Raw genomic sequence first — 21,401 nt, 5'->3', positions numbered from 1 at the left:
AAGTAATAGAAAAAGTAAAAGCTTGGTAGATGACGCCATAAAATTACTCATAAATTGGTAATGATTGGAGTGATATTCTGAATTTTAAAAACATTTTGTACAACAACGGTTATAATAACGCATCTGGCTTTACGTTTATTTCTTCCTATAAGCATTCATATATGGTGTTCATCTATGTGTTTTGCATTATATTCATAAAAATAAGATCGGCGATGATCTATGGATAGTCCGTGGCTGAAAGTAGGAAAGAAAAGCGTGATATTACACTAAAGTTTCGTATCTCTTTATCATTGAGAAGTTATGAAGGTTATTAAATAAGTCCATTGTTCTTGCCAAACGTATTTTCTTTCTTTTTATGTTTGCCGCTCATCTTATGACGCAGTCCGTGGGTATAGCGTAAAATTGATAGGGCACCATCGTCTTTAGTTTAAATAAAAGTTGTAAGCCGGCATTATCGTTTTATGTTTTTTATCCATATGCTTCTTCTTGTGTGTAATGTGCGATAGTATGGCTATTCATTGATTCAATAGATGAAGATTGAAAATAAGGGAACCTTACGTTCTTGAGATCTCTCATGTAAATTGTAAATGATGAGTTATGATTGTAAATCAATGAATTGTTTACGTTAGAAGAACAGACTATACAATTTTTTATCACAGAAACTACTGTGTGTATTATTTTACGGGATCATTTAAATGATAGAGATTAAGAGAAAATGTCTGCATTGATTTCGGTTTGTTATGTTAAAATGCGTTAGAGACTGTTGGTTATTGTAAAATGATTTATCGTTATTTGGAATGACGATGGGGCGTGATTCGAAACAAATACCTTCAGAGTTCTCATTTTTTCATAAGATTAAGCAGTTTAAATTCTTCATTGATTTTTACATGAGGGATGTAACAATATTTTAATGATCATTTACAGCAATTTTTTATAAAAATAGATAAGATTTTATTTATCTAATTTATTGTTTTATATGAATAATTCATAGATTTCTTGCAAGAAGATGTTTTTCATTTTTTACGGTTATTTGTGTAAGATTTTAAAAATCTACGTTTTTCTTTTTGTGGTGATTGCTGTTGGAAAAATGATTCTACTTTTACGTAGTTTGATTTTTATAGGGTGGATACGTAGAAATTACTGTTTTTTTTAAATTATGATCATCAGAGTTATGAAAGAAACTATTTAAAAGTTATAATGATCGTAGATTCTAATTGGTGCTTCTAGAAATAAAATTGCTTCAAATTGGGTCATTTTGAACTTTTTTTGCCTAAATTTAAACATTTTTAAATAATTTATAATTCTTTTATGTTTTTTTGCGTAGAAGATGATAAGAATTTCTTGTTGTTTAAAAAATTTTATTCCATAGCAAGAATATTGCATCGGCTATCTTAGTGGTTGATGTAAGAGGACAATCGGGGAACCTCCTCCCCCCCCCCCGCGTGGATCCCCTAGATTGTCTGGCCTGACTGAGGATTTCCTCAGTCAGGCTTTTTGTAATTATTTTAGGAAATGTAAAGTGTTATTAGGGGGGGGAAGTGTAAGATCTGTTATTGTTTCGCCTATAGTACCTAAATACATAGAGGGGCGGGTCTTATTGGGCGGAGAGTGTTAGCGTATTCATTTTTAATAATTTGATTTTTCTTTATTGAGGCATTGTTGAATGCTATAAGGGGAATCATAAAAGGAATCTATGTTTGTATTCTGTGATCTTTAGGTAAGAGATAATGGGATCTTTTTCGCATCGTATTATTTTTATTTTATTCGTATTTTTTATTTTTGGCGCTGTCTTTTTTGCTTCTCAAAGTAGTGTTGTTTATCAGTTTTTTTCCGGTCGTTCTTCTTCTTCTCAGAACCTTGATGTAACAGAGGAGGAGTTGTTAGAGAGATTGTCCGTGTCTTTTCCAGATATTATCAAGCATCTTTCTAAGATGGACCCTCAACAGCAAGAGTTGTTTATTGCGCAGCTGCGTCGTGATGTAATTGCGCTTGCTGCTAAAAGTGGTCAGAGTCGTGAGCAGGCTCAAAAATCTGGTGAAACTGTTGCTATGGCTCTCTCAAAAGCGATTTCTCGTCCTTCCATTGCTAATGCTTATTTTTAGCTATTTTTTAATTGCGCTTTTGGGTTTTAAAGGAGAAAGAGCTTTTCGTGAAGTTTTGAAAAGTGCGAGGAGATAATCAATTTGTAAGATAATTAACAAATTTATCTTACTCAAAAGGTGTGCAGTCGGAGTATAACGGTAATGTTGCAATCATTACAGGAGAGATAGAAAATCTATCAAGGGTATTGGTCAAGTTAATTGCATTATCAATCGCTACAATGACAAAAGCAGTATTGACTATAATAAAATACGTTAATCGCATTTTATATGCCAGTTATTTTTTTATTTGATATGAGAAAAAAATTTTTTAAAGGATTTAAGCTTTCTTTGTTCTACGGGTTTTAGGATATTTATCCACTTGTATGATTTCTGAAAATGAGGTGCAAGGCTGATAAGGTGATAGTCTGTGACAAAGAAAAAATATTTGAATGAAGATGAGAGGTCTATTTTTATTTAAAAAGGCTTTGGGGGTATTGAGTTTTCTAACATTTTTCAGAAAAACAGACACAAGTAATTGTTAGGCTTTATTGTAGAGACAAAGACGGATATAACTTTTTTAGTATATTGTTTTATAATGATAAATTATCATTATTATATTGAATAAGAATCTTAAGAATTGTAAAATTTTCTCATTTTAAATTTATCCATGGTGAAAAAATCAAAATTAGTTTCTAGTACACTACCAGTGGGAGGACTGTGTGGATAACAGCTCTTTTAAAAAGGAATTAAAAAGCTTCTTTGAGACATCTTGAGAGCTAAAAGTCTGTTGCAATATTTTGAATTGGTAAAGAGTATGATGGTTTTAGTATATTTATGAATTTTTTATGTGCGATAATGGGGGGATTTGTTTTGTGATTTGTTGAGGTTTTATCGGATATAAAGAGTGCTGTGGGTGTTTTAACCAGAGAGAAGCGTTGATAGCGGTTTATATTTTTATGAAACTTTCTTGATATTGAGCATCTCTGGTAAAAAGATGCTCTTGTCTCTCTTACTTTGTGGGATTGATCCCAATAAAAAAATTAATAATCTTATGTAAAAAATATTACATCTAGTTAAGATGCTATTTTTTTAATATAAAAATTAAGTGATACAATAGCGATAGCAGCAATTTATAGATTATATCATTTTATTTAATACGCTATAAGATTAACCATAGTTTCTTTATTTTTTTATTTTATGATATAGAGAAATCTATGATTTGTGAATAAAGAGATATTCTTTTGTTACATGATTTTATCTTGAAATTGTCTTACTCTTTCCTTTTTCAAGCCGTTCTTTTGCTTTCTTTTTTTGTATAATACGTTTGCAAATTACTTGCGGCTAGAATTTGAGAATGTTTGAGTGAAGAGAAAGAAAATGCAATTTTTGAAAATCTTGTTAAATACAGCGTGTGCTGTATTTTTTGTATTTGACATAAGTTGGACTCATAGTGTCTTAAATGTTGCGGAATCAGGAGAAGCCTCAGTGATTGTTGCTCCTAAGATTCCTGATCGCCCTTATGAGTTTCTTATTCAGAAACTTGCGAATAAATATAATGTTCCCGTTAATTTAGCACATGCTGTTGTAAAAGTTGAAAGTAATTATAAGGCAGGTATAAAGGGGGCTGCTGGCGAAATAGGTTTGATGCAAATTAAACCCTCTACGGCACGAGGGTTGGGCTTTAGTGGTTCTGTACAGGATTTGTACGATCCTGCGACCAATCTTGAATATGGTATGCGTTATTTGGCACGAGCGTATAAACTCAGTGGTGGAAGTACGTGTGGTACAATCCTTAAATATAACGCAGGTCATGCTGCAAAAAAAATGAATTCCATTTCGGCGAAATATTGCGCAAAAGTGAAAACTTATCTGGCTTCATTAAAATAAAAACATCTGTTGAGAGAGGTTTGTCATAAAATATTTTAAGATGCTATTTTCATTGAGCAAAAAATATTTTATAAATCAATATGTCAGTCGGCTGGGCAGCCGCGCTTGTCTGATGCTGAAATATGGCAGGTGAGGAAAGTCCGGGCTCCATGGAAAGACGGTGCCGGGTAACACCCGGCGGGGGTGACCCTAGGGAAAGTGCCACAGAAAGTAAACCGCCTATTTTTATAGGTAAGGGTGAAAGGGTGGAGTAAGAGCCCACCGCGCATTCAGTAATGAATGTGGCAAGGTAAACCCCACCGGGAGCAAGACCAAATAGAAATGACGTGCAAAATTTAATTTGCAGCCGATTTCCGGGCGAGTCATTCGGGTAGGTTGCACGAGGCGGATGGTAACATCCGTCCCAGATGAATGGTTGCCATGTAAAGTGTAAGCTTTACTCTACAGAACCCGGCTTATAGGCCGACTGATATTTCATGATGATACGCGATATTTTATAAGATCAATTATATATGATCTTTTATGGAGTCTATGTGTTTGAAATGGACACTTGAGCAAAGAGTGTTTTAAAAAATTATAACATTTCTTTAAGTATAATGCGTTAGGATCTGTTTTGGGATAACTTTAGTTTTTTCGTTCATTGTGATTAATATGAAAGTTGAAGGCTAGGTTATTCTAAGATCAGTTGCCATGAGAGAGCTGTTGATTTGAGACAGCATAACTTCAAGACGGATTATTTTGATAAAGCAGGATCAAAGAGCTGAACGCCATATTCCAGTGTTGTTGCAGCCAGTTTTGACTGGGCTTATGCCATTGGTTGGAGCAAAAGTAATTGATGGTACCTTTGGTGCTGGTGGTTACACGCGCGCTTTGTTAAAGGCAGGGGCACAGGTGATCGCTCTTGATCGTGATCCTCATGCTATCAGTGCAGGACAATCGCTTGTTGAAGAATTTTTTCCACGTCTTCGTTTGGTCCATATGGCATTTTCACAGCTCGATCGTGTCGTTGAAGAGAAGGTGGATGCAGTTATTTTGGATATTGGTGTCTCTTCAATGCAGCTGGATGAAGCAGAAAGAGGTTTTTCTTTTCAAAAAGATGGTCCATTGGACATGCGAATGGCTCAGACTGGTTTTACAGCCAGCGATGTTGTCAATCATTTAAAAGCAAGGGATTTGGCACGTATTTTTAAGATATTAGGAGAAGAGCGTTATGCGGGGCGAATTGCACGGATGATTGAAAAGCGTCGTGTTGTACAGCCTTTTTTGCGTACAGGTGATTTGGCGTATGCTATCGAAGCGTTGATAGGACGTAAACCGGGAGATCGTATTCATCCAGCAACACGTGTATTTCAGGCTCTTCGTATCTATGTTAATGATGAAATTGGTGAATTGGCATGTGGTTTATTTGCTGCTGAACGCGTTTTAAAAGCTGGAGGCCGTTTGGGGGTTGTCAGTTTTCATTCTCTTGAAGATCGTATGGTCAAAAGATTTTTTTCGGCTCGTTCTGGAGAATGTATGAGATCACGCTATCTGCCTGAAATGAAGGCTGCTCCAGCAACATTTTTTCCTTTGTTTAAAGGTGGGATCACGGCAACTAAAGAGGAGTTACAGAAAAATCCTCGTTCACGTTCTGCGAGGTTGCGTATTGGTGTACGGACTGAAGCAGAGGCTCTTGCAGCAGATATGAAATTATTTGGTTTAGCAGAGATTGCCAGTTTTGAAGGCAGCAAAAAATGACAGTTTTTCGTACATTTGATATGATTTTAGTGTTGATTATGATTTGTATGGCAGGACTTACTTATAAGGTAAAATATGATGTTCAAAAACGAATGAACGAAGTTCTTCATCTTGAGCATGAAATTGCTGCAGCAAAAAATACGGTAAGTTTGCTTCATGCTGAGTGGGCTGTGATGATAAGGCCTTCACGCATGCAAAAACTTGCGAAACGTTATCAGAAAGAACTTGGGTTAGAGGTTATACAGCCGCGTCAAATCGTGGAGTTTAAAGACATTCCGGTACAGGTACATGATCAAATTGAAGAAGTGATTAAACAAAATATCTTGGAAGATAATCAGGATATTTTGACAAATAATCGAGCTTCTCAGATCAATAGTGTTGTCCAAAAAGGCGCGCAGTAATGAAATCGACTTTTTTATTCTCACAGAAGAAAAAGCGCTTAAAGAATTCGTTGAATAATCATAATGTTTCTGTTCGTCGTCCCTATTCTAGTCGTCCACGTTTGCTTTTTTCGTTGTTCTGCTTTTTAATTTTATATGGAATCATGGGGGCTTGCCTTATTTCTTATGGGTTGGAAGGTGGACAGATTGAAGAAGCAAAGGGGCCAGGAATGCTTCAATTGATGGCACGGCCTGATATCGTTGATCGTAATGGTCGTTTATTGGCAACAGATATTAAAACTTATTCACTTTTTGCTGAGCCACGGCGTATTATTGATGTGGATGAAACAATTGAATTGCTCTCAACAGTTTTGCCTGATCTTAATTGGCAGGAAACCTATAAGCGCTTAAAAAGAAAATCTGGTTTTTCTTGGATACAGCGTGGGTTAACACCAATGCAGAAGACGCAAATTATGGCTCTTGGTATACCAGGAATTGGTTTTCGGACTGAAATTCGTCGTTTTTATCCTGATGGACCTGTAACTTCCCATATTCTCGGTATGGTGAATGTTGATAATCAGGGCATTGCAGGTATGGAAAAATACATTGATGATGCGGGGCTGAGTGCTTTGCGTGCCGCTGGTCTTGCCATGGAAGAATCATTAAAACAAGTTCAGCTTTCGATTGATGTGCGTGTTCAGTCAATTGTTCATGATGAACTTATTCAGGCTATGAAGCGTTATAAGGCAATTGCTGCAGGAGCTGTTATTTTAAATATACATACGGGGGAAGTTTTGGCTTTGGCATCACTACCAGACTTTGATCCTGGAAATCCTGTTGAAGCTTTAAAAAGTGATCGTCTCAATCGGATGACGGCAGGAGCTTTTGAAATGGGATCGATCATTAAAAGTTTTACGACCGCTATGGCTCTTGATTCCGATATTTTTCATTTAAACAGTATTATTGATGCTTCAAAGCCAATAAAAGCAAGTAGTGGCTATACTATTCATGATTTTCATGGAAAAAATCGACCCTTAACGTTATGGGAGGTTTTTATTTATTCTTCTAATATTGGTTCTGCTAAAGAGGCGTTGGCGATAGGGATTGATAAACATCGTGGTTTTTTGCAAAAACTTGGATTACTGGATCGTCTCACAACAGAGTTGCCTGAAGTTGCCCACCCTATTGTGCCAAATCATTGGAAGGATATCCATTCTATGACGATTTCTTTTGGGCATGGTATGGCAACAACACCCTTGCAAACAGCTGTCGGGGCTGCTGCTTTAATGAATGGTGGTTGGTTAATTGCTCCGACATTTTTAAAACGGCCAAAAGAACAAACTTTGCACCATGCAAAACGGGTTTTGCAGGCTAAAACAAGTCAAAATATGCGTTACCTTTATAAATTAAATAGTGATATTGGTTCTGGACGTAATGCAAAAGTTGAAGGTTATCGTGTAGGTGGTAAGACAGGAACAGCTGAAAAAGTTGAAAATGGAAAATATTCTAAAACAAAAAATTTTAATAGTTTTCTTGCTGCTTTTCCTATTGAGGATCCTGCTTATGTTGTTTTAACAATTATTGATGAACCAAAGCCTGCTGAGGGACAGCGTTCAGCAACAGCGGGGATGAATGCTGGACCAATGCTTGCTAATATTGTTCGTCGCACAGCTAGTTTTCTTGGTGTAAAACCCGATTTTAAAAAAGAATATGAGCCTCTTTTAAGTAAAAAGAGCAATTCAAGTTTCGTTAAACAACGGTAAAATGAATATAAAGGTGCGTTATCATGTTGTTGGGAACAGTTTTTACAGAATGCGTTGAAGATGAAAGTCTTTCTTCAATAGAAATAACAGGAATAAGTGCGGATTCTCGACAAGTTTTGCCAGGCTATGTTTTTGTTGCTGTTCAAGGAAAAAAAAGTGATGGAAGACACTATATAGATGATGCGATAAAGCGTGGTGCACGAGCAATCGTTACAGATTGTCATGCTGTTCTTGAGGATTTATCTGTTCCCATTTTACGTGTTTCTAATGTTCGTCATAGTTTAGCGTTGGCAGCTGCACGTTTTTACGGTTCTCAGCCTGAAACGGTCGTTGCTGTGACTGGTACAAGTGGTAAAACATCTGTTGTCTCTTTTCTTCGGCAAATTTGGACTTATGTTGGATTTTGTGCTGCGAGTATAGGAACGGTTGGTGTTGTTTCTCCTAAACGGAATGTTTATGGTTCTCTCACAACACCTGATCCGGTCGTCTTGCACCGTCTTCTTTATGAAATTTCTCATGAAGGTGTGACACATGCAGCTCTTGAAGCTTCTTCGCATGGGCTTGATCAAGGGCGACTTGATGGAGTCCGTTTAACGGCTGGTGCCTTCACCAATTTAGGGCGAGATCACATGGATTATCACACGGGGGTAGAGGATTATTTGCGGGCTAAAATGAGGTTATTTGATACACTTTTGCCTGTATCTGCTCCTGCTTTGATTTTTGCTGATGATGTCTATTCACAAAAGGTTATTGATGTTGTCACACAAGCGCGTCGCCGTGTTTTGACAATTGGTCGTAAGGGGCAATTTATCACGATTAATCGTGTCGAACATCAACGCTCAAAACAGTGTATTGAGTGTCGTGTGGAAAACAATATTTATACATTTGTTTTGCCTTTAGCTGGAGATTTTCAGGTAGCCAATGCGCTTATGGCAGCGGGGTTAGCAATTGCAACGGGTGCTTCACCTCGTAAGGTTTTTTCTGCGCTTGAAACTTTGCAGGGGGCACCTGGGCGATTAGAGTTTGTGGGAAAGACAGAAAATAATGCGCTTGTTTATATTGATTATGCCCATAAACCAGAAGCTTTGGAGCAGGTTTTGCTTTCTGTTCGTCCCTTTACGCAAGGGCGCTTGATCGTTGTTTTTGGTTGTGGAGGAGATCGTGATCAAGGAAAAAGACCTTTGATGGGAAAAATTGCGGCGGATAAAGCGGACATTGTTATTGTAACGGATGATAATCCTCGCACAGAAATGCCAGAAAAAATACGCAAGGATATTTTACAGGCGGTGCCAACAGCAATAGAGATAGCAGATCGTGGTGAGGCTATTTCTTACGCGGTGGAGCTTTTGAAAGTTGGTGACACATTAATCATTGCTGGAAAAGGTCATGAGGATGGCCAAATTATAGGGCAGACAACTTATCCTTTTTCAGATCGTCTGAAAGCGATAGAAGCTTTAGAGGACCGAAAGAAATGACAGCTTTATGGGATAAGCAAGCACTTGTTGCTGCAATTAATGGTGTTGTAATGGGAAGCATGCCAGAAACTTTTTCTGGGGTTTCCATTGATAGCCGTACTCTTGCGGAAGGGGATGTTTTTTTCTGCATTAAGGGGCATCATCTTGATGGTCATGATTTTGCTGCGCAAGCTTATGAACGAGGTGCAGGCGTTCTTATCGTTGCGGAACACTGTTTGAGGGATATGAAAAAGATATCGGCTCCACTCATTGTCGTTCCTGATGTTTTGCAAGCCTTAGAACAACTTGCACAAGCTGCACGCAAACGTTCAAGAGCTAAGATTATCGCGGTAACAGGATCAGTGGGAAAAACAACGACAAAAGAAGCTTTGAAACAAGCTCTTGCAACTGCTGGGAATGTTCATGCGAATCTCGCTTCTTTAAACAATTGCTGGGGGGTTCCACTCACTTTAGCGCGGATGCCTATGGAGAGTGATTATGGTATCTTTGAAATTGGTATGAATCATAGAGATGAAATTCGCCCTCTGGTCAAACTGGTTTGTCCGCATGTTGCTCTCATTACGCATATTTGTGCAGGACATATGGGTTTTTTCAAAGATCTTGAAGAAATAGCAAAGGCAAAAGCTGAAATTTTTGAAGGATTAGATGAAAAAGGAATTGCCATTTTAAATGCGGATAGTGATTTTTTTTCTTATCTCGTTCAAAAAGCAAAGAAATGCGGTGTAAAGAAGATCTTAAGCTTTGGTGAGACTAAAGATGCTGATTATCAAGCGCGAGGTATACGTCTTCTAACTGATAGTACTTCTATGATTGTGCGTATTGGGGGGCGGGATAGGGAGGTTCAAATTGGTGCTCCAGGACGCCATATTGTGCAAAATAGTTTAGGGGTTATTGCTGCTTGTGATGCTATGGGGGTTGAGTTAGAGCCTGTTTTTCTTTCTTTTCGCCATTTTTCTTCTCAAAAGGGGCGAGGTGTTCGTTATCAATTGTCTTTATCAAATGGGGGTGAATTTTATCTCATTGATGAAAGCTATAATGCAAATCCTGCTTCTATGCGTGCTGCACTTGAGCTTCTTGCTACAGGACCTGTAGGGAAAGAGGGGCGGCGAATTGCTATTTTAGGGGATATGCTAGAATTAGGGGAGTATAGTGAAAAGCTTCATCGTGATTTAATAAAACCAATACGTCTTTCCGGTGCTAATCCGGTTTTTCTATTTGGTGAGGCGATGAAATCTTTAGTCAGTGATTTGTCTACTGGTGTTAAGGTTCATTATGCTGAAAATATTGAGAAAATTTTACCGCTTCTTTTAGCAGAAATTTCTTCTGGGGATCTGCTTATGGTTAAATCATCCAATAGCCTTTGTTCATCAAATATTGTGACTGCATTGCTTGATCGCTATAAAGCGGTTTCTTCATAGTTTTAAGAGGTTTTTTGTACAATGATGCTGTTTTTTTCTTCGTTTAGTGATTGGCTTCCAGGTGTGAATGTATTTCGTTATATTACTTTTCGCACGATAGCGGCTATGCTTACTTCGGGACTTATCGTCTTTTTGTTTGGACCTAGCATCATTGCTTCTCTTAAATTGCGGCAGGGTAAGGGACAACCGATTCGTGCTGATGGTCCTCAAACACATTTTAAAAAGGCTGGAACACCTACAATGGGTGGATTGATGATTTTAACCGGCATTGTGGTATCGGCATTTTTGTGGTGTAATTTATCGAATATTTACTTTTGGGTATCGCTATTGGTTATGCTTTCTTTTGGGGCAATTGGATTTTATGACGATTATCTTAAGGTCACAAAACAAACAGACAAAGGATTTTCTGGGAAAGCACGGTTAAGCTTAGAGTTTTGTGTTGCCGCAATTGCGGCTTTTGTTATTCTGAAAATTGGCTCATCTGGATTCGCTTTGCCTTTTTTAAAAGATTATCTTATCAATTTGGGCTGGTTTTTTATTCCTTTTTCTGCGTTTGTCATTGTCGCGACGGGTAATGCGGTTAATTTAACGGATGGACTCGATGGGCTTGCTATTGTTCCTGTGATGGTTGCAGCTTTATCTTTTGCTCTGATTGCTTATCTTTCTGGTAATATGAATTTTGCTGATTATCTCCAAATCCATTATGTATCGGGTACAGGTGAATTGGCTGTTTTATTGGGAGCTGTTGTTGGGGCAGGGCTTGGTTTTTTATGGTTTAATGCACCACCTGCAGCTATTTTTATGGGAGATACTGGTTCATTGGCTCTTGGAGGACTCTTAGGGACTGTTGCGGTTGCTACGAAACACGAAATTGTTTTGGTTCTTATTGGTGGGCTTTTTGTTGTGGAAGCTTTTTCGGTCGTTATTCAGGTTGGTTATTTCAAATTAACAAGAAAACGCGTGTTTCTTATGGCACCGATACATCACCATTTTGAGAAAAAAGGCTGGACTGAAAGCCAAGTCGTGATACGCTTTTGGATTATTTCGATTGTTCTCGCTCTCATAGGTCTTTCAACACTTAAATTGCGGTGAGAATGTGATTTCTGTTGCGTGTTATAAAGGTCAAAAAGTTGCTCTGTTTGGATTGGGACAGTCTGGACTAGCAACGGCACAAGCATTGATGTGTGGTGGTGCAGAAGTGGTGGCGTGGGATGATAGTCCTTCAAGCGTGCAAATGGCTTTTCGGCACAATATTCCAACACGAGATCTCCGTTATGAAGATTGGTCAGAATTTGTTGCATTGATTGTAGCTCCTGGAGTTCCTTTAAGTTATCCTCAACCCCATTGGGTTGTTGAAAAAGCACGAAAAAAAAATATAGAAATTATCGGTGATATTGAATTATTTGTTCGGGCGCGCCATCAATTTTTACAGCATTATGGTTTTTGTGACAAAGACGTTCCTTTCATTGCGATTACGGGGACGAATGGGAAGTCAACCACAACATCTTTACTTGCGCATTTGTTGGAAAAAATGGGCTATGATGTGCAGATGGGGGGAAATATTGGAAAGGCAATATTGACGCTTAAGCCCTTTGTTAAAAAACGTATCTATGTGATTGAATGTTCATCATTTCAAATTGATCTTACTCCCTCTCTTCAGCCGACTATTGGACTTTTATTAAATCTCACACCTGATCATATTGATCGACATGGAAGTTTTGCCTGTTATGTGCAAACCAAAAGGCATCTGATTGCTCAGGCTTCTCAGGCTTTTATTTCAGTTGATGATGCAGCTTGCCGGGTTTTATATCAACAGTTACTTCATGAGGGGAAGCAAATTGAGGCAATTTCCAAGGATCATTTTGTTGAAAATGGTTTTTATGCAGATGGGACCAAGCTCTTTTCTGTTCGTCAAGGACAGCGTCATATGCTTGCAGATCTTGCTCCTATGGCGGTGTTACGTGGGAGGCATAATGCGCAAAATGCCCTTATGGCATTAGCAACGTTGCAGGCTTTAAAAATAACCGATCCTTCTATGGACAAGCATTTAGCAAGTTATAAAGGGTTGGATCATCGTATGCAACAGGTGCGTAAAATGGGGGCGGTTTTGTTTATCAATGACAGCAAGGCGACTAATGCAGATGCAACAGCTCCTGCGCTTTCCACCTTTAATGATATTTTTTGGATTGTTGGGGGACAGGCAAAAAAGGGAGGAATAGAGTCTCTTAGAGAATTTTTTCCTAAAATTCGTAAAGCCTATTTGATTGGGAGCGCGGCGGAAGAATTTGCTCGCACTATTGGATCTTCTTTTCCCTTTTCTATGAGCTTAACTTTGAAAAATGCGGTGCGTGAAGCAGCTGTTGACGCAATAGGCTGTAAGGCAAAAGAGGTGACGGTTCTTTTGTCACCTGCTTGTGCAAGTTATGACCAATTTAAAAATTATGAAATGCGAGGCGAAGCATTTGTCTCTTTTGTGATGCAGTTACAATAAAAAAAGCATCAATTATAAAAAATATTTTTGCGTTAAGACTCCAGAATCTTTTTTTGTGTAATTTAGTTTTTAAAGTGTTTGTTAAACAGGCTGGGAACCCATATCACTTTGAGACAATTTATAAAATGGATAAGGTGTGTATATCATGGTGACGCGTGCAGATAGAGATCCAATTGCTAATTGGTGGTGGACGATTGATCGCTCTATCTTTGCAGCTTGTTTAATTTTAATGGGAATTGGCATTATGCTGTCTTTTGCTGCCAGCCCCATTATTACAAAAAAAATCGGAATTGCTGATAGTTTTTATTTTGTTCGGTGGCATATTATTTTCAGCATTTTAGCATTTTTTACGATGGTTACCATTTCTTTTTTTTCGCTTTCTAATATTCGTCGTTTATGTGCTCTTTTGCTCATTGTAACGCTTGCTCTTATGGTTGCAACCTTATTTTTTGGTCCAGAGTTAAAGGGAGCACGGCGATGGATTCAGCTATTTGGTTTTTCTGTACAGGCTTCAGAGTTTATGAAGCCAGCTTTTGTGGTTATGTCCGCTTGGCTTTTTTCGGAACAGATACGCAAGAGGGGAATTCTAGGTTATACGTTAGCGATTGTACTTTATGGCATTTGTTGTGTGCTTCTGGTTTTGCAGCCTGATATTGGACAAACAGTTTTAATAAGTGCAACATGGGGGGGGCTGTTTTTTATTGCTGGTGTACCTCTTACTATTATTTTTCTCTTTCTCATTTTAGGCGTTGTAGGAATTATTTTAGCTTATTTTTTTCTGCATCATGTGCGCGAGCGGATCAATGGTTTTTTGACAGGTGAAGGAGATACTTTTCAAGTGGATGTAGGACGTGAGGCTATTTTGAATGGTGGTTGGTTTGGGCAAGGTCCTGGGGAGGGAACAGTAAAACGTATCATTCCTGATAGCCATACAGATTTTGTATTTTCCGTTGCTGCTGAAGAATATGGTATTATTCTTTGTTTATTAATTATGATGCTGTTTGGCTTTATCGTTATGCGTTCATTGTATATAGCCATGAATACACGTGATTCCTTTATACGTCTTGGTATTACTGGCATAGCAATGATGATTGGCTTTCAATCAGCTATTAATATGGCCGTTAATCTTCACTTAATTCCTCCAAAAGGCATGACATTGCCTTTTATTTCTTACGGTGGTTCTTCGATGGTGGCGATTGCGTTTTCAATGGGCATTTTGCTTAGTTTAACACGTCGTTGGCCAGAAGCACGCCTTTCAGCTTTTTCTTCCTCTTCTGTCTTGGATACCCCTTATGAATGATAAAAAAGTTATTGTTTTGGTGGCTGGTGGTACAGGTGGACATCTTTTTCCTGCTGAAGCCCTTTCTGTTGAATTAAGGAAGCGTGGATATGATGTTCATTTAATAACAGATGAAAGAGCACGACCTTTTGTTCGGTGCTTTGATGAAGAGCATATTCATATCGTTTCATCGGCAACGTTTATACGACGTCATCCTTTTGCTCTGATAAAGACGTTTTGGTCTTTGCTAAGGGGAATGGGGCAATCGTTGGCGTTGTTTTATAAATTACGTCCTGTTCTTGTTGGAGGATTTGGGGGGTATCCGAGCTTTCCTCCTCTTTTTATTGCGGCTTTAACGAGGCGTGTGACATTTATTCATGAACAAAATGCTGTTATGGGGCGTGCCAATCGGGTGTTGGCAATTTTTGTGCGTGCAATCGCTGGTGGTTTGTTGTCGCCAAATGGCGCTTATGCTCATAAAATACTTTTGACGGGGAATCCTGTCCGTGAGGCTGTGTTGAAGGCGGCCAAAATTCCTTATCATTCTTCAGAGGGGGAAAAGCCATTTAATTTTTTGATTTTTGGAGGTAGCCAAGGGGCTTCTGCTTTTTCACATATTGTTCCAGAAGCGATTGCTTTATTCGATGATAAGAACCGTAAACGTTTACGAATTGTACAGCAAGTTCGCGGTGAAGCAGGAGGGTTGATCAAAATCTACCGTGATATGGGCGTACAAGCAGAGGTTGCTCCTTTTTTTGATGATATGGCTGAACGTATGGCACATGCTCATTTTATTTTGTCGCGCGCTGGGGCTTCGTCCGTTTGTGAGATAGCGGTGATTGGTAGACCTGCTTTGCTTGTTCCCTATCCCCATGCTTTAGATCATGATCAGGCTGCCAATGCAGCTCTGCTTGCTCGTGTAGGTGGTGCGCAAATTGTATCAGAAAAAGATTTGAATGCACAAAAGCTTTTTTCTCTTTTAATGCACGCTTGTTGTGCACCCCATTTATTGGAAAAACAAGCGCTTGCTGCAAAAAAAGTTGGGCAACCTCATGCAACCCGTTGCCTTGCTGATATGGCTGAATCCTTAATTGCAGGGCGATTGTTGTCAGATATAAAAGAGGAGCTTTTTAATGAAAATGCCACTTGATATAGGCGTTATCCATTTTATCGGAATCGGGGGGATCGGTATGAGTGGAATTGCGGAGGTTTTTTATAATCTTGGCTATAAAGTTCAAGGGTCAGATCAAGTTGAAAGTGCAAATGTTGAACGTTTGCGGAAAAAAGGAATTAACGTTCATATAGGTCATTGTGCTGAAAACTTAGGGAATGCAGAGGTTGTTGTTTTTTCTACTGCCGTTAAAAAAACAAATCCTGAGTATATTGCTGCAAAGGAAAGACATTTACCGCTTGTTAGACGTGCAGAAATGCTGGCGGAGCTGATGCGGTTTCGGCGTGCAATTGCGGTGGGTGGTACACATGGTAAAACAACAACCACATCAATGGTTGCAGCCCTTCTTGATGCTGGTCATTTTGATCCAGTGGTGATTAATGGCGGTATTATTAATGCTTATGGTACGAATTCTCGTACAGGAGATGGCGATTGGATGATTGTTGAAGCTGATGAAAGTGATGGTACATTTTTAAAGCTGCCTGCTGATATTGCTGTTATTACTAATATTGACGCTGAGCATTTGGATCATTATGGAAGTTTTGATGCTGTGCGTGAGGCTTTTCGGCAATTCGTAGAAAATGTTCCCTTTTATGGTTTTGCTGTTTTGTGCCTTGATCATCCAGAGGTTCAGTCATTGGCGGGCCGTATTGATGATCGTTGGGTGATCACTTATGGTGCAAATCCACAAGCAGATGTTCGTTTTCTTAATCTTTCGATGGATGGTCAAAAAACGCATTTTGATGTTCTTGTTCGCTCACGCAAAACAGGAAGAAAGATTGAGTTGAAAAATATGCTTTTGCCTATGGCAGGGCAGCATAATGTTGCCAATGCAACGGCGGCGATTGCTATTGCGCATGAACTTGGCATTTCAAATGAAGCTATAAAAAGGGGCTTAGCAGAATTTGGCGGAGTAAAACGGCGTTTTACGCGAACAGGAAGTTGGCGTGGCATTGAAATATTTGATGATTATGGACATCATCCTGTCGAAATAAAGGCTGTTTTGCGTGCTGCACGTGAGAGTGCAAAAGGGCGTGTTATTGCGATTGCACAACCTCATCGGTATTCACGGTTGTATCATTTATTTGATGATTTTGCTGCTTGTTTTAATGATGCAGATACAGTGTTGATTACGCCCGTTTATGCGGCTGGTGAAGAGCCTATTGTAGGATTTGGTTCTCAAGAATTGGTAGAGCATATTAAAATGGCGGGTCATCGTGATGTGCGCTTGATACATGGTTTGGAAGATGTTGTGTCTCTTGTCTCAAAATTTGCTCAGGCAGAGGATTATGTTGTTTTTCTTGGTGCTGGCAATATCACACAATGGGCTTGTGCGTTGCCTCATCAGTTAGCGGTATTGGATGGTCATGATAAATTTTCAGCACATTGATGGTGAGGCGCTATTGGCGCAATTGCAACCATTGTTGGGTGGCGTGAGAGGAAAACTTACACCTAATGTTGAGATGCGTAAGGTAACGTGGTTTCGCACGGGCGGATTGGCAGAGCTTTTTTATCAGCCTGTTGATGAAGAAGATTTGGCTCTCTTTCTTCAAAATTTGCCTGAATTTGTTCCTGTAACAATTGTCGGTATCGGTTCTAATCTTCTGGTGCGTGATGGGGGGGTTCCTGGTGTTGTGATTCGTCTTTCGCCAAAAAGTTTTGGGCAAGTGAAGCAGGTTTCTCCAAAAGGCTTTTTAGTTGGTGCTGGTGCGGCGGATAAACATTTAGCTGCTGCCGCTTTAGAAGCTGAGATTGCAGGTTTTCATTTTTATCATGGTATTCCTGGAGGTCTTGGAGGAGCTCTCAAAATGAACGCTGGTGCGAATGGTGTTGAAACCGCAGCGCGTGTTGTCGAGGTCTATGCGCTGGATCGTAAAGGGCAACGTCATATCTTGAGTGTGAAAGATATGCATTATTCCTATCGCCATTGTGATGTTCCTAAAGATTTTATTTTTACGGCTGCTTTATTGGAAGGAAAACTCGGCAATAAAGATGATATTCGTGCTGCTATGGATGAAGTTGCCCTCCACAGAGAAACAGTGCAACCTATTCGTGAAAAAACAGGGGGGTCAACTTTCAAAAATCCTGGGAATGGATCTGCGTGGCGCGTGATTGATGAAGCAGGGTGTCGTGGTTTACGGATTGGTGGCGCTCAAATGAGTGAAATGCACTGTAATTTTATGATTAATACAGGGCAAGCAACAGGATATGATCTTGAAGCATTGGGAGAAACAGTGCGTGCACGTGTTTTTGCAAATTCAGCCCACCTTTTACAATGGGAAATAGAGCGTATTGGTCAATTTGAGCGTGGTCGAAGTGTTTCTCCTTTTGATCCATTTCATTGATTTATTGTTCACTAAAAAAGTGAAAATAAAAAATTGAGTCATTTCAAAGAGATAATAAAAAATTTCTATTAAGAATCAATAAATTAACAAAGAATCTCTTGCATCAGGCTTTTGAGTCTGATTCATTATGCAAAATGCTAGGTTATTGATTCGCAAGGATAAACTTTGTTTTTCCTGTATATGGTGCTGATGTATTCTATATAGACTACATATAGTATGCGAAAGAGGGTGATTTATTATGAAAGATAAACATATAGCTGTGTTAATGGGAGGTTTTTCTTCTGAGCGGTCTGTAAGTTTATCTTCAGGGGCGGCTTGTGCTGATGTTCTAGAGGTACAGGGGTATCGCGTGAGCCGCGTGGATGTTGATGCTCGTATTGCTTCTGTTCTTGAACAGTTGCAGCCCGATATTGCCTTCAATGCATTGCATGGTCCATTTGGTGAAGATGGCCGGATTCAGGGGATTCTTGAATATTTAAAAATTCCTTATACTCATTCTGGCGTGATGGCATCTGCTTTGGCAATGGATAAGGGACGTGCAAAAATTATCGTTGCAAATGTTGGGGTTTGTGTTGCTCCTTCTCGTATCATGAGCCGCTTTGCTTTGGGCCGAACGCATCCCATGGAGCCTCCTTATGTAATTAAACCTGTGTGTGAAGGATCAAGTTTTGGTGTTGTCATTGTCCAAGGAAATGAAGCTGTACCGCCGCATAATATTGGGGGAGCTGAGTGGGGATATGCCGATGAGGTGATGATTGAAAAATATATTCCTGGTCGTGAATTGACTTGTGCTGTTTTGGGGAATGAAGTGCTGGATGTGTGTGAAATTCTTCCCGATAAAAACTTTCCATTCTACGATTATGACTCAAAATATAAAACGGGTGGTTCTCTTCACATTTGTCCTGCACAACTTTCACTAAATATTTACCAAAGTGTGCAAAGAATGTCTTTAGCAGCCCATCAGGCGATAGGGTGTCGAGGTGTTAGCCGTTCTGATTTTCGTTTTGATGAAAAAACGGGAGAGTTGGTTTGGCTTGAAATTAATACGCAACCCGGTATGACATCGACGTCTCTTCTTCCTGATATTGCAAAAGCGAGCGGCCGTACTTACGGCGATATTGTTCAATGGATGGTGGAGGACGCATCATGTATGCGTTGAATGTTAGTAAAACAAATGTTCCGATGGAGGTGCTTTCAGTGCCGGCTTTGCCACGTCTTTATCGTCGTTTTCTTCGGTTTATGTTTGAGTTTGTTTTTGTTAATATTCATATTCCACGCCATTTTGGCTCTTTTGCTGTTGTATGGTTTTTCTTTGTTACGGCTTTTTATGGACTTTCATCAAGTGGTCAGATGGCTGTGATCGTAAACACGATCATATTGGATAGTAGTTTTGTGGTCACTCATGTTGATATAAGCGGTAATAAGCGCTTGGCAAAGCAGGATATTTTTAAAATTTTAAAACTTGATGTTGCGCCTTCTATATTCACTTTTGATGTTGAAAGAGCGCGTTCTCTTTTGGAAAAACAGGCTTGGGTGCAATCGGCTAATGTTCAGAAAATTTATCCTAATAAAATGCGCATTTCCATCGTGGAGCGTGAACCCTATGCCATTTGGCAACATGATGGCATAATGGATATTGTTGATAATACAGGTCGTGTCATTGTGCCTTTTAAAGGGGAAATTGTTCGGGATTTACCTCTTGTGGTTGGGCAGGGGGCACAAAATGCTGCTAAAGTGTTTATTCAAGCGCTGTCAGTCTATCCGGAAGTATATGATCGTATTCGTGCTTTTGTGCGGGTAGGTGATCGACGTTGGGATCTTGTTTTGAATAATGGAATGCGCGTTATGTTGCCTGAAAATGGTGCTCTTGAAAGGCTTTCTTCTCTTTTTTCGTCCGGTACAATGCAAGATCTTTTATCTCGCGATATTCTCAGTGTTGATTTACGTCTTGCTGATCGAATTACTGTTTCTTTATCAGATGAAACGTTGGAGCGTTATCATGCTACTGTAGCAGAAGAAGAACGTATTTTAAAAGCGCGAAAGGCAGGAAGCCTATGATGCTACTCAGATCACATCATTTGAAGGGGCGTAAAACACGTTTTTTAACGGTACTTGATGTCGGTTCAAGTAAGATTGTTTGTCTTATTGCTTGTTTGCGTCCTTTGAAGCATGCACACTATTTACATGGTCGTACACATTCTACGGAAATTCTAGGCTTTGGAGTGCAGCGTTCACGTGGTATTAAATCCGGTGTTGTCATGGATATGTTTGCAGCAGAACAATCAATAAGATTGGCTGTTGATGCGGCAGAAAAAATGGCGGGTTTGGTGGTGGATTCAGTGATTGTGAATTTTTCCTCAAGTCGATTACAAAGTGCTTTGATTAATGGAAAGGTCCATTTGAATGGTCGTGAAGTCACCAAGCGTGATATGCGTATGGCCTTTTCAGATGTTTCGCGTAAAGCCTTTGATGCTGAACGTCATGTTATGCACTCAGTTCCAGTTTCTTATGTATTGGATGGAGATAAAGGAATTTTTGATCCTATTGGCATGGCAGGGGAAACATTTGGTGTCGACGTGCATGTGGTAACAGCAGAAACAGCCTCTTTGCGTAATTTAGAAACTTGTATTAATCGTGCACATTTGAGTGTTGAAGCAATGGTTGCTACTCCCTTTGCAAGTGGTCTTGCTGTCTTGATGAATGATGAGGCGCATTTAGGGGCTGCGTGTATTGATTTTGGTGGTGGAACAACAACATTTTCAGTGTTTTTTGAAGGAAAATTTATTCATGCGGATGCTCTTGCTGTTGGGGGGCATCATGTCACTCTTGATGTTGCGCGCGGATTTTCTATGTCTTTAACAGAGGCGGAACGTTTAAAAGTTGTTTATGGTTCAGCACTTTTAACAAGTGCTGATGAGCGGCAAATGATTAATGTAGCAGAAATTGGGAGTGAACAGCGTGAAACTCAATATCCTCGCGCGGTTCTTGGGCGTATCATTCGTGCGCGTGTTGAAGAAATTTTAGAAATGGTCCGTGATTGTTTAAATCGTTCTGGTTTTGGTCACATCATTGGTAAACGTGTTATTTTGACGGGGGGAGCAAGCCAGTTAACAGGATTGCCAGAAATGGCACGTACTATATTAGGAAGAAATGTTCGTATCGGGCGGCCTTTAGGTATTTCGAGGCTTCCTTCTCTTGCAAAAGGGGCGGCGTTTACATCTGCTGTTGGGTTGTTAATTTATCCGCAATTGGTGGGTTTTGAAGAAAAAACAATGCAGGCGGCAGGAAATCATTTATCGATGGGCACGCGTGGGTATTTTCAGCGTGTTGGTGAGTGGTTGCGTGAGAGTTTTTAGTTAAGTCTAGTTGGATAA

The 21,401-nt window shown here is 39.4% G+C and carries 17 protein-coding genes and 1 other RNA gene; 17 read left to right on the top strand and 1 reads right to left on the bottom strand.

Translation table 11 applies throughout. The features are described from left to right. Window positions 1-1,727 precede the first annotated feature (1,727 nt). Window positions 1,728-2,102, top strand: a complete 375-nt coding sequence (locus ACFILH_RS04050) for a hypothetical protein (protein ID WP_375637660.1) — start codon at window positions 1,728-1,730, stop codon at window positions 2,100-2,102. A gap of 106 nt (window positions 2,103-2,208) precedes the next feature. Here ACFILH_RS04050 and ACFILH_RS04045 read toward each other — a convergent pair whose 3' ends face one another. Beyond that, on the bottom strand, window positions 2,209-2,364 hold the full coding sequence (locus tag ACFILH_RS04045) for a hypothetical protein (protein WP_273790790.1): 156 nt from the start codon (window positions 2,362-2,364) through the stop codon (window positions 2,209-2,211). Between the two features lie 1,094 nt (window positions 2,365-3,458). On the opposite strand from ACFILH_RS04045, the gene ACFILH_RS04040 reads away from it, so the two are divergent. The 16 genes from ACFILH_RS04040 (at window position 3,459) to ftsA (ending at window position 21,383) form a co-directional block, all read left to right on the top strand. Next, window positions 3,459-3,968: a lytic transglycosylase domain-containing protein gene (locus tag ACFILH_RS04040; RefSeq protein ID WP_273790789.1), complete on the top strand. Its 510-nt coding sequence runs from the start codon at window positions 3,459-3,461 to the stop codon at window positions 3,966-3,968. Window positions 3,969-4,051: 83 nt separating this feature from the next. Further along, window positions 4,052-4,442: RNase P RNA component class A (gene rnpB / locus ACFILH_RS04035), an RNA gene on the top strand. A 264-nt stretch (window positions 4,443-4,706) separates the two neighbouring features. Continuing rightward, a complete protein-coding gene (gene rsmH, locus ACFILH_RS04030) occupies window positions 4,707-5,705 on the top strand; it encodes a 16S rRNA (cytosine(1402)-N(4))-methyltransferase RsmH (protein WP_375643449.1) in 999 nt (332 codons plus the stop codon). Next, window positions 5,702-6,106 carry a hypothetical protein gene (locus ACFILH_RS04025; protein WP_273790787.1) on the top strand — a complete coding sequence of 135 codons (405 nt, stop codon included), beginning with the start codon at window positions 5,702-5,704 and terminating at the stop codon, window positions 6,104-6,106. The genes rsmH and ACFILH_RS04025 overlap by 4 nt, the downstream gene beginning before the upstream one ends. Continuing rightward, a complete protein-coding gene (locus ACFILH_RS04020) occupies window positions 6,106-7,848 on the top strand; it encodes a peptidoglycan D,D-transpeptidase FtsI family protein (protein ID WP_375637659.1) in 1,743 nt (580 codons plus the stop codon). Before ACFILH_RS04025 ends, ACFILH_RS04020 begins: the two co-directional genes overlap by 1 nt. 23 nt (window positions 7,849-7,871) lie before the next feature. Then, entirely contained in the window at window positions 7,872-9,323 is a 1,452-nt protein-coding gene (locus ACFILH_RS04015; RefSeq protein ID WP_375631181.1) for a UDP-N-acetylmuramoyl-L-alanyl-D-glutamate--2,6-diaminopimelate ligase, read from the top strand. Next, the gene (gene murF / locus ACFILH_RS04010; RefSeq protein ID WP_375667418.1) at window positions 9,320-10,741 is read left to right on the top strand and encodes a UDP-N-acetylmuramoyl-tripeptide--D-alanyl-D-alanine ligase; all 1,422 of its coding nucleotides are present in this window, start codon (window positions 9,320-9,322) and stop codon (window positions 10,739-10,741) included. Before ACFILH_RS04015 ends, murF begins: the two co-directional genes overlap by 4 nt. 21 nt (window positions 10,742-10,762) lie before the next feature. Beyond that, on the top strand, window positions 10,763-11,833 hold the full coding sequence (gene mraY, locus ACFILH_RS04005) for a phospho-N-acetylmuramoyl-pentapeptide-transferase (protein ID WP_273790783.1): 1,071 nt from the start codon (window positions 10,763-10,765) through the stop codon (window positions 11,831-11,833). A 4-nt stretch (window positions 11,834-11,837) separates the two neighbouring features. Beyond that, window positions 11,838-13,232, top strand: a complete 1,395-nt coding sequence (gene murD / locus ACFILH_RS04000; RefSeq protein ID WP_375637657.1) for a UDP-N-acetylmuramoyl-L-alanine--D-glutamate ligase — start codon at window positions 11,838-11,840, stop codon at window positions 13,230-13,232. Between the two features lie 145 nt (window positions 13,233-13,377). Next, complete coding sequence (locus ACFILH_RS03995; RefSeq protein ID WP_273790781.1) at window positions 13,378-14,532, top strand: FtsW/RodA/SpoVE family cell cycle protein; 1,155 nt, start codon at window positions 13,378-13,380, stop codon at window positions 14,530-14,532. Then, the gene (gene murG / locus ACFILH_RS03990) at window positions 14,525-15,661 is read left to right on the top strand and encodes an undecaprenyldiphospho-muramoylpentapeptide beta-N-acetylglucosaminyltransferase (RefSeq protein WP_273790780.1); all 1,137 of its coding nucleotides are present in this window, start codon (window positions 14,525-14,527) and stop codon (window positions 15,659-15,661) included. The genes ACFILH_RS03995 and murG overlap by 8 nt, the downstream gene beginning before the upstream one ends. Continuing rightward, window positions 15,645-17,072, top strand: coding sequence for a UDP-N-acetylmuramate--L-alanine ligase (gene murC, locus ACFILH_RS03985; RefSeq protein WP_273790779.1), 1,428 nt, complete (start codon window positions 15,645-15,647; stop codon window positions 17,070-17,072). Before murG ends, murC begins: the two co-directional genes overlap by 17 nt. Then, window positions 17,050-18,027, top strand: coding sequence for a UDP-N-acetylmuramate dehydrogenase (gene murB, locus ACFILH_RS03980; RefSeq protein WP_273790778.1), 978 nt, complete (start codon window positions 17,050-17,052; stop codon window positions 18,025-18,027). The genes murC and murB overlap by 23 nt, the downstream gene beginning before the upstream one ends. Before the next feature lie 238 nt (window positions 18,028-18,265). Continuing rightward, a complete protein-coding gene (locus ACFILH_RS03975; protein WP_273790777.1) occupies window positions 18,266-19,186 on the top strand; it encodes a D-alanine--D-alanine ligase in 921 nt (306 codons plus the stop codon). Next, a complete protein-coding gene (locus tag ACFILH_RS03970; protein WP_273790776.1) occupies window positions 19,174-20,085 on the top strand; it encodes a cell division protein FtsQ/DivIB in 912 nt (303 codons plus the stop codon). The genes ACFILH_RS03975 and ACFILH_RS03970 overlap by 13 nt, the downstream gene beginning before the upstream one ends. Next, window positions 20,082-21,383, top strand: a complete 1,302-nt coding sequence (gene ftsA, locus ACFILH_RS03965) for a cell division protein FtsA (RefSeq protein ID WP_273790775.1) — start codon at window positions 20,082-20,084, stop codon at window positions 21,381-21,383. The genes ACFILH_RS03970 and ftsA overlap by 4 nt, the downstream gene beginning before the upstream one ends. Window positions 21,384-21,401 lie beyond the last annotated feature (18 nt).

Origin of the sequence: Bartonella sp. CL435QHHD (genome assembly GCF_042195095.1) — a bacterium.
In the GTDB taxonomy this organism is placed as follows: Bacteria; Pseudomonadota; Alphaproteobacteria; order Rhizobiales; family Rhizobiaceae; genus Bartonella.
This window is presented reverse-complemented; position numbering and strand designations above follow the sequence as displayed.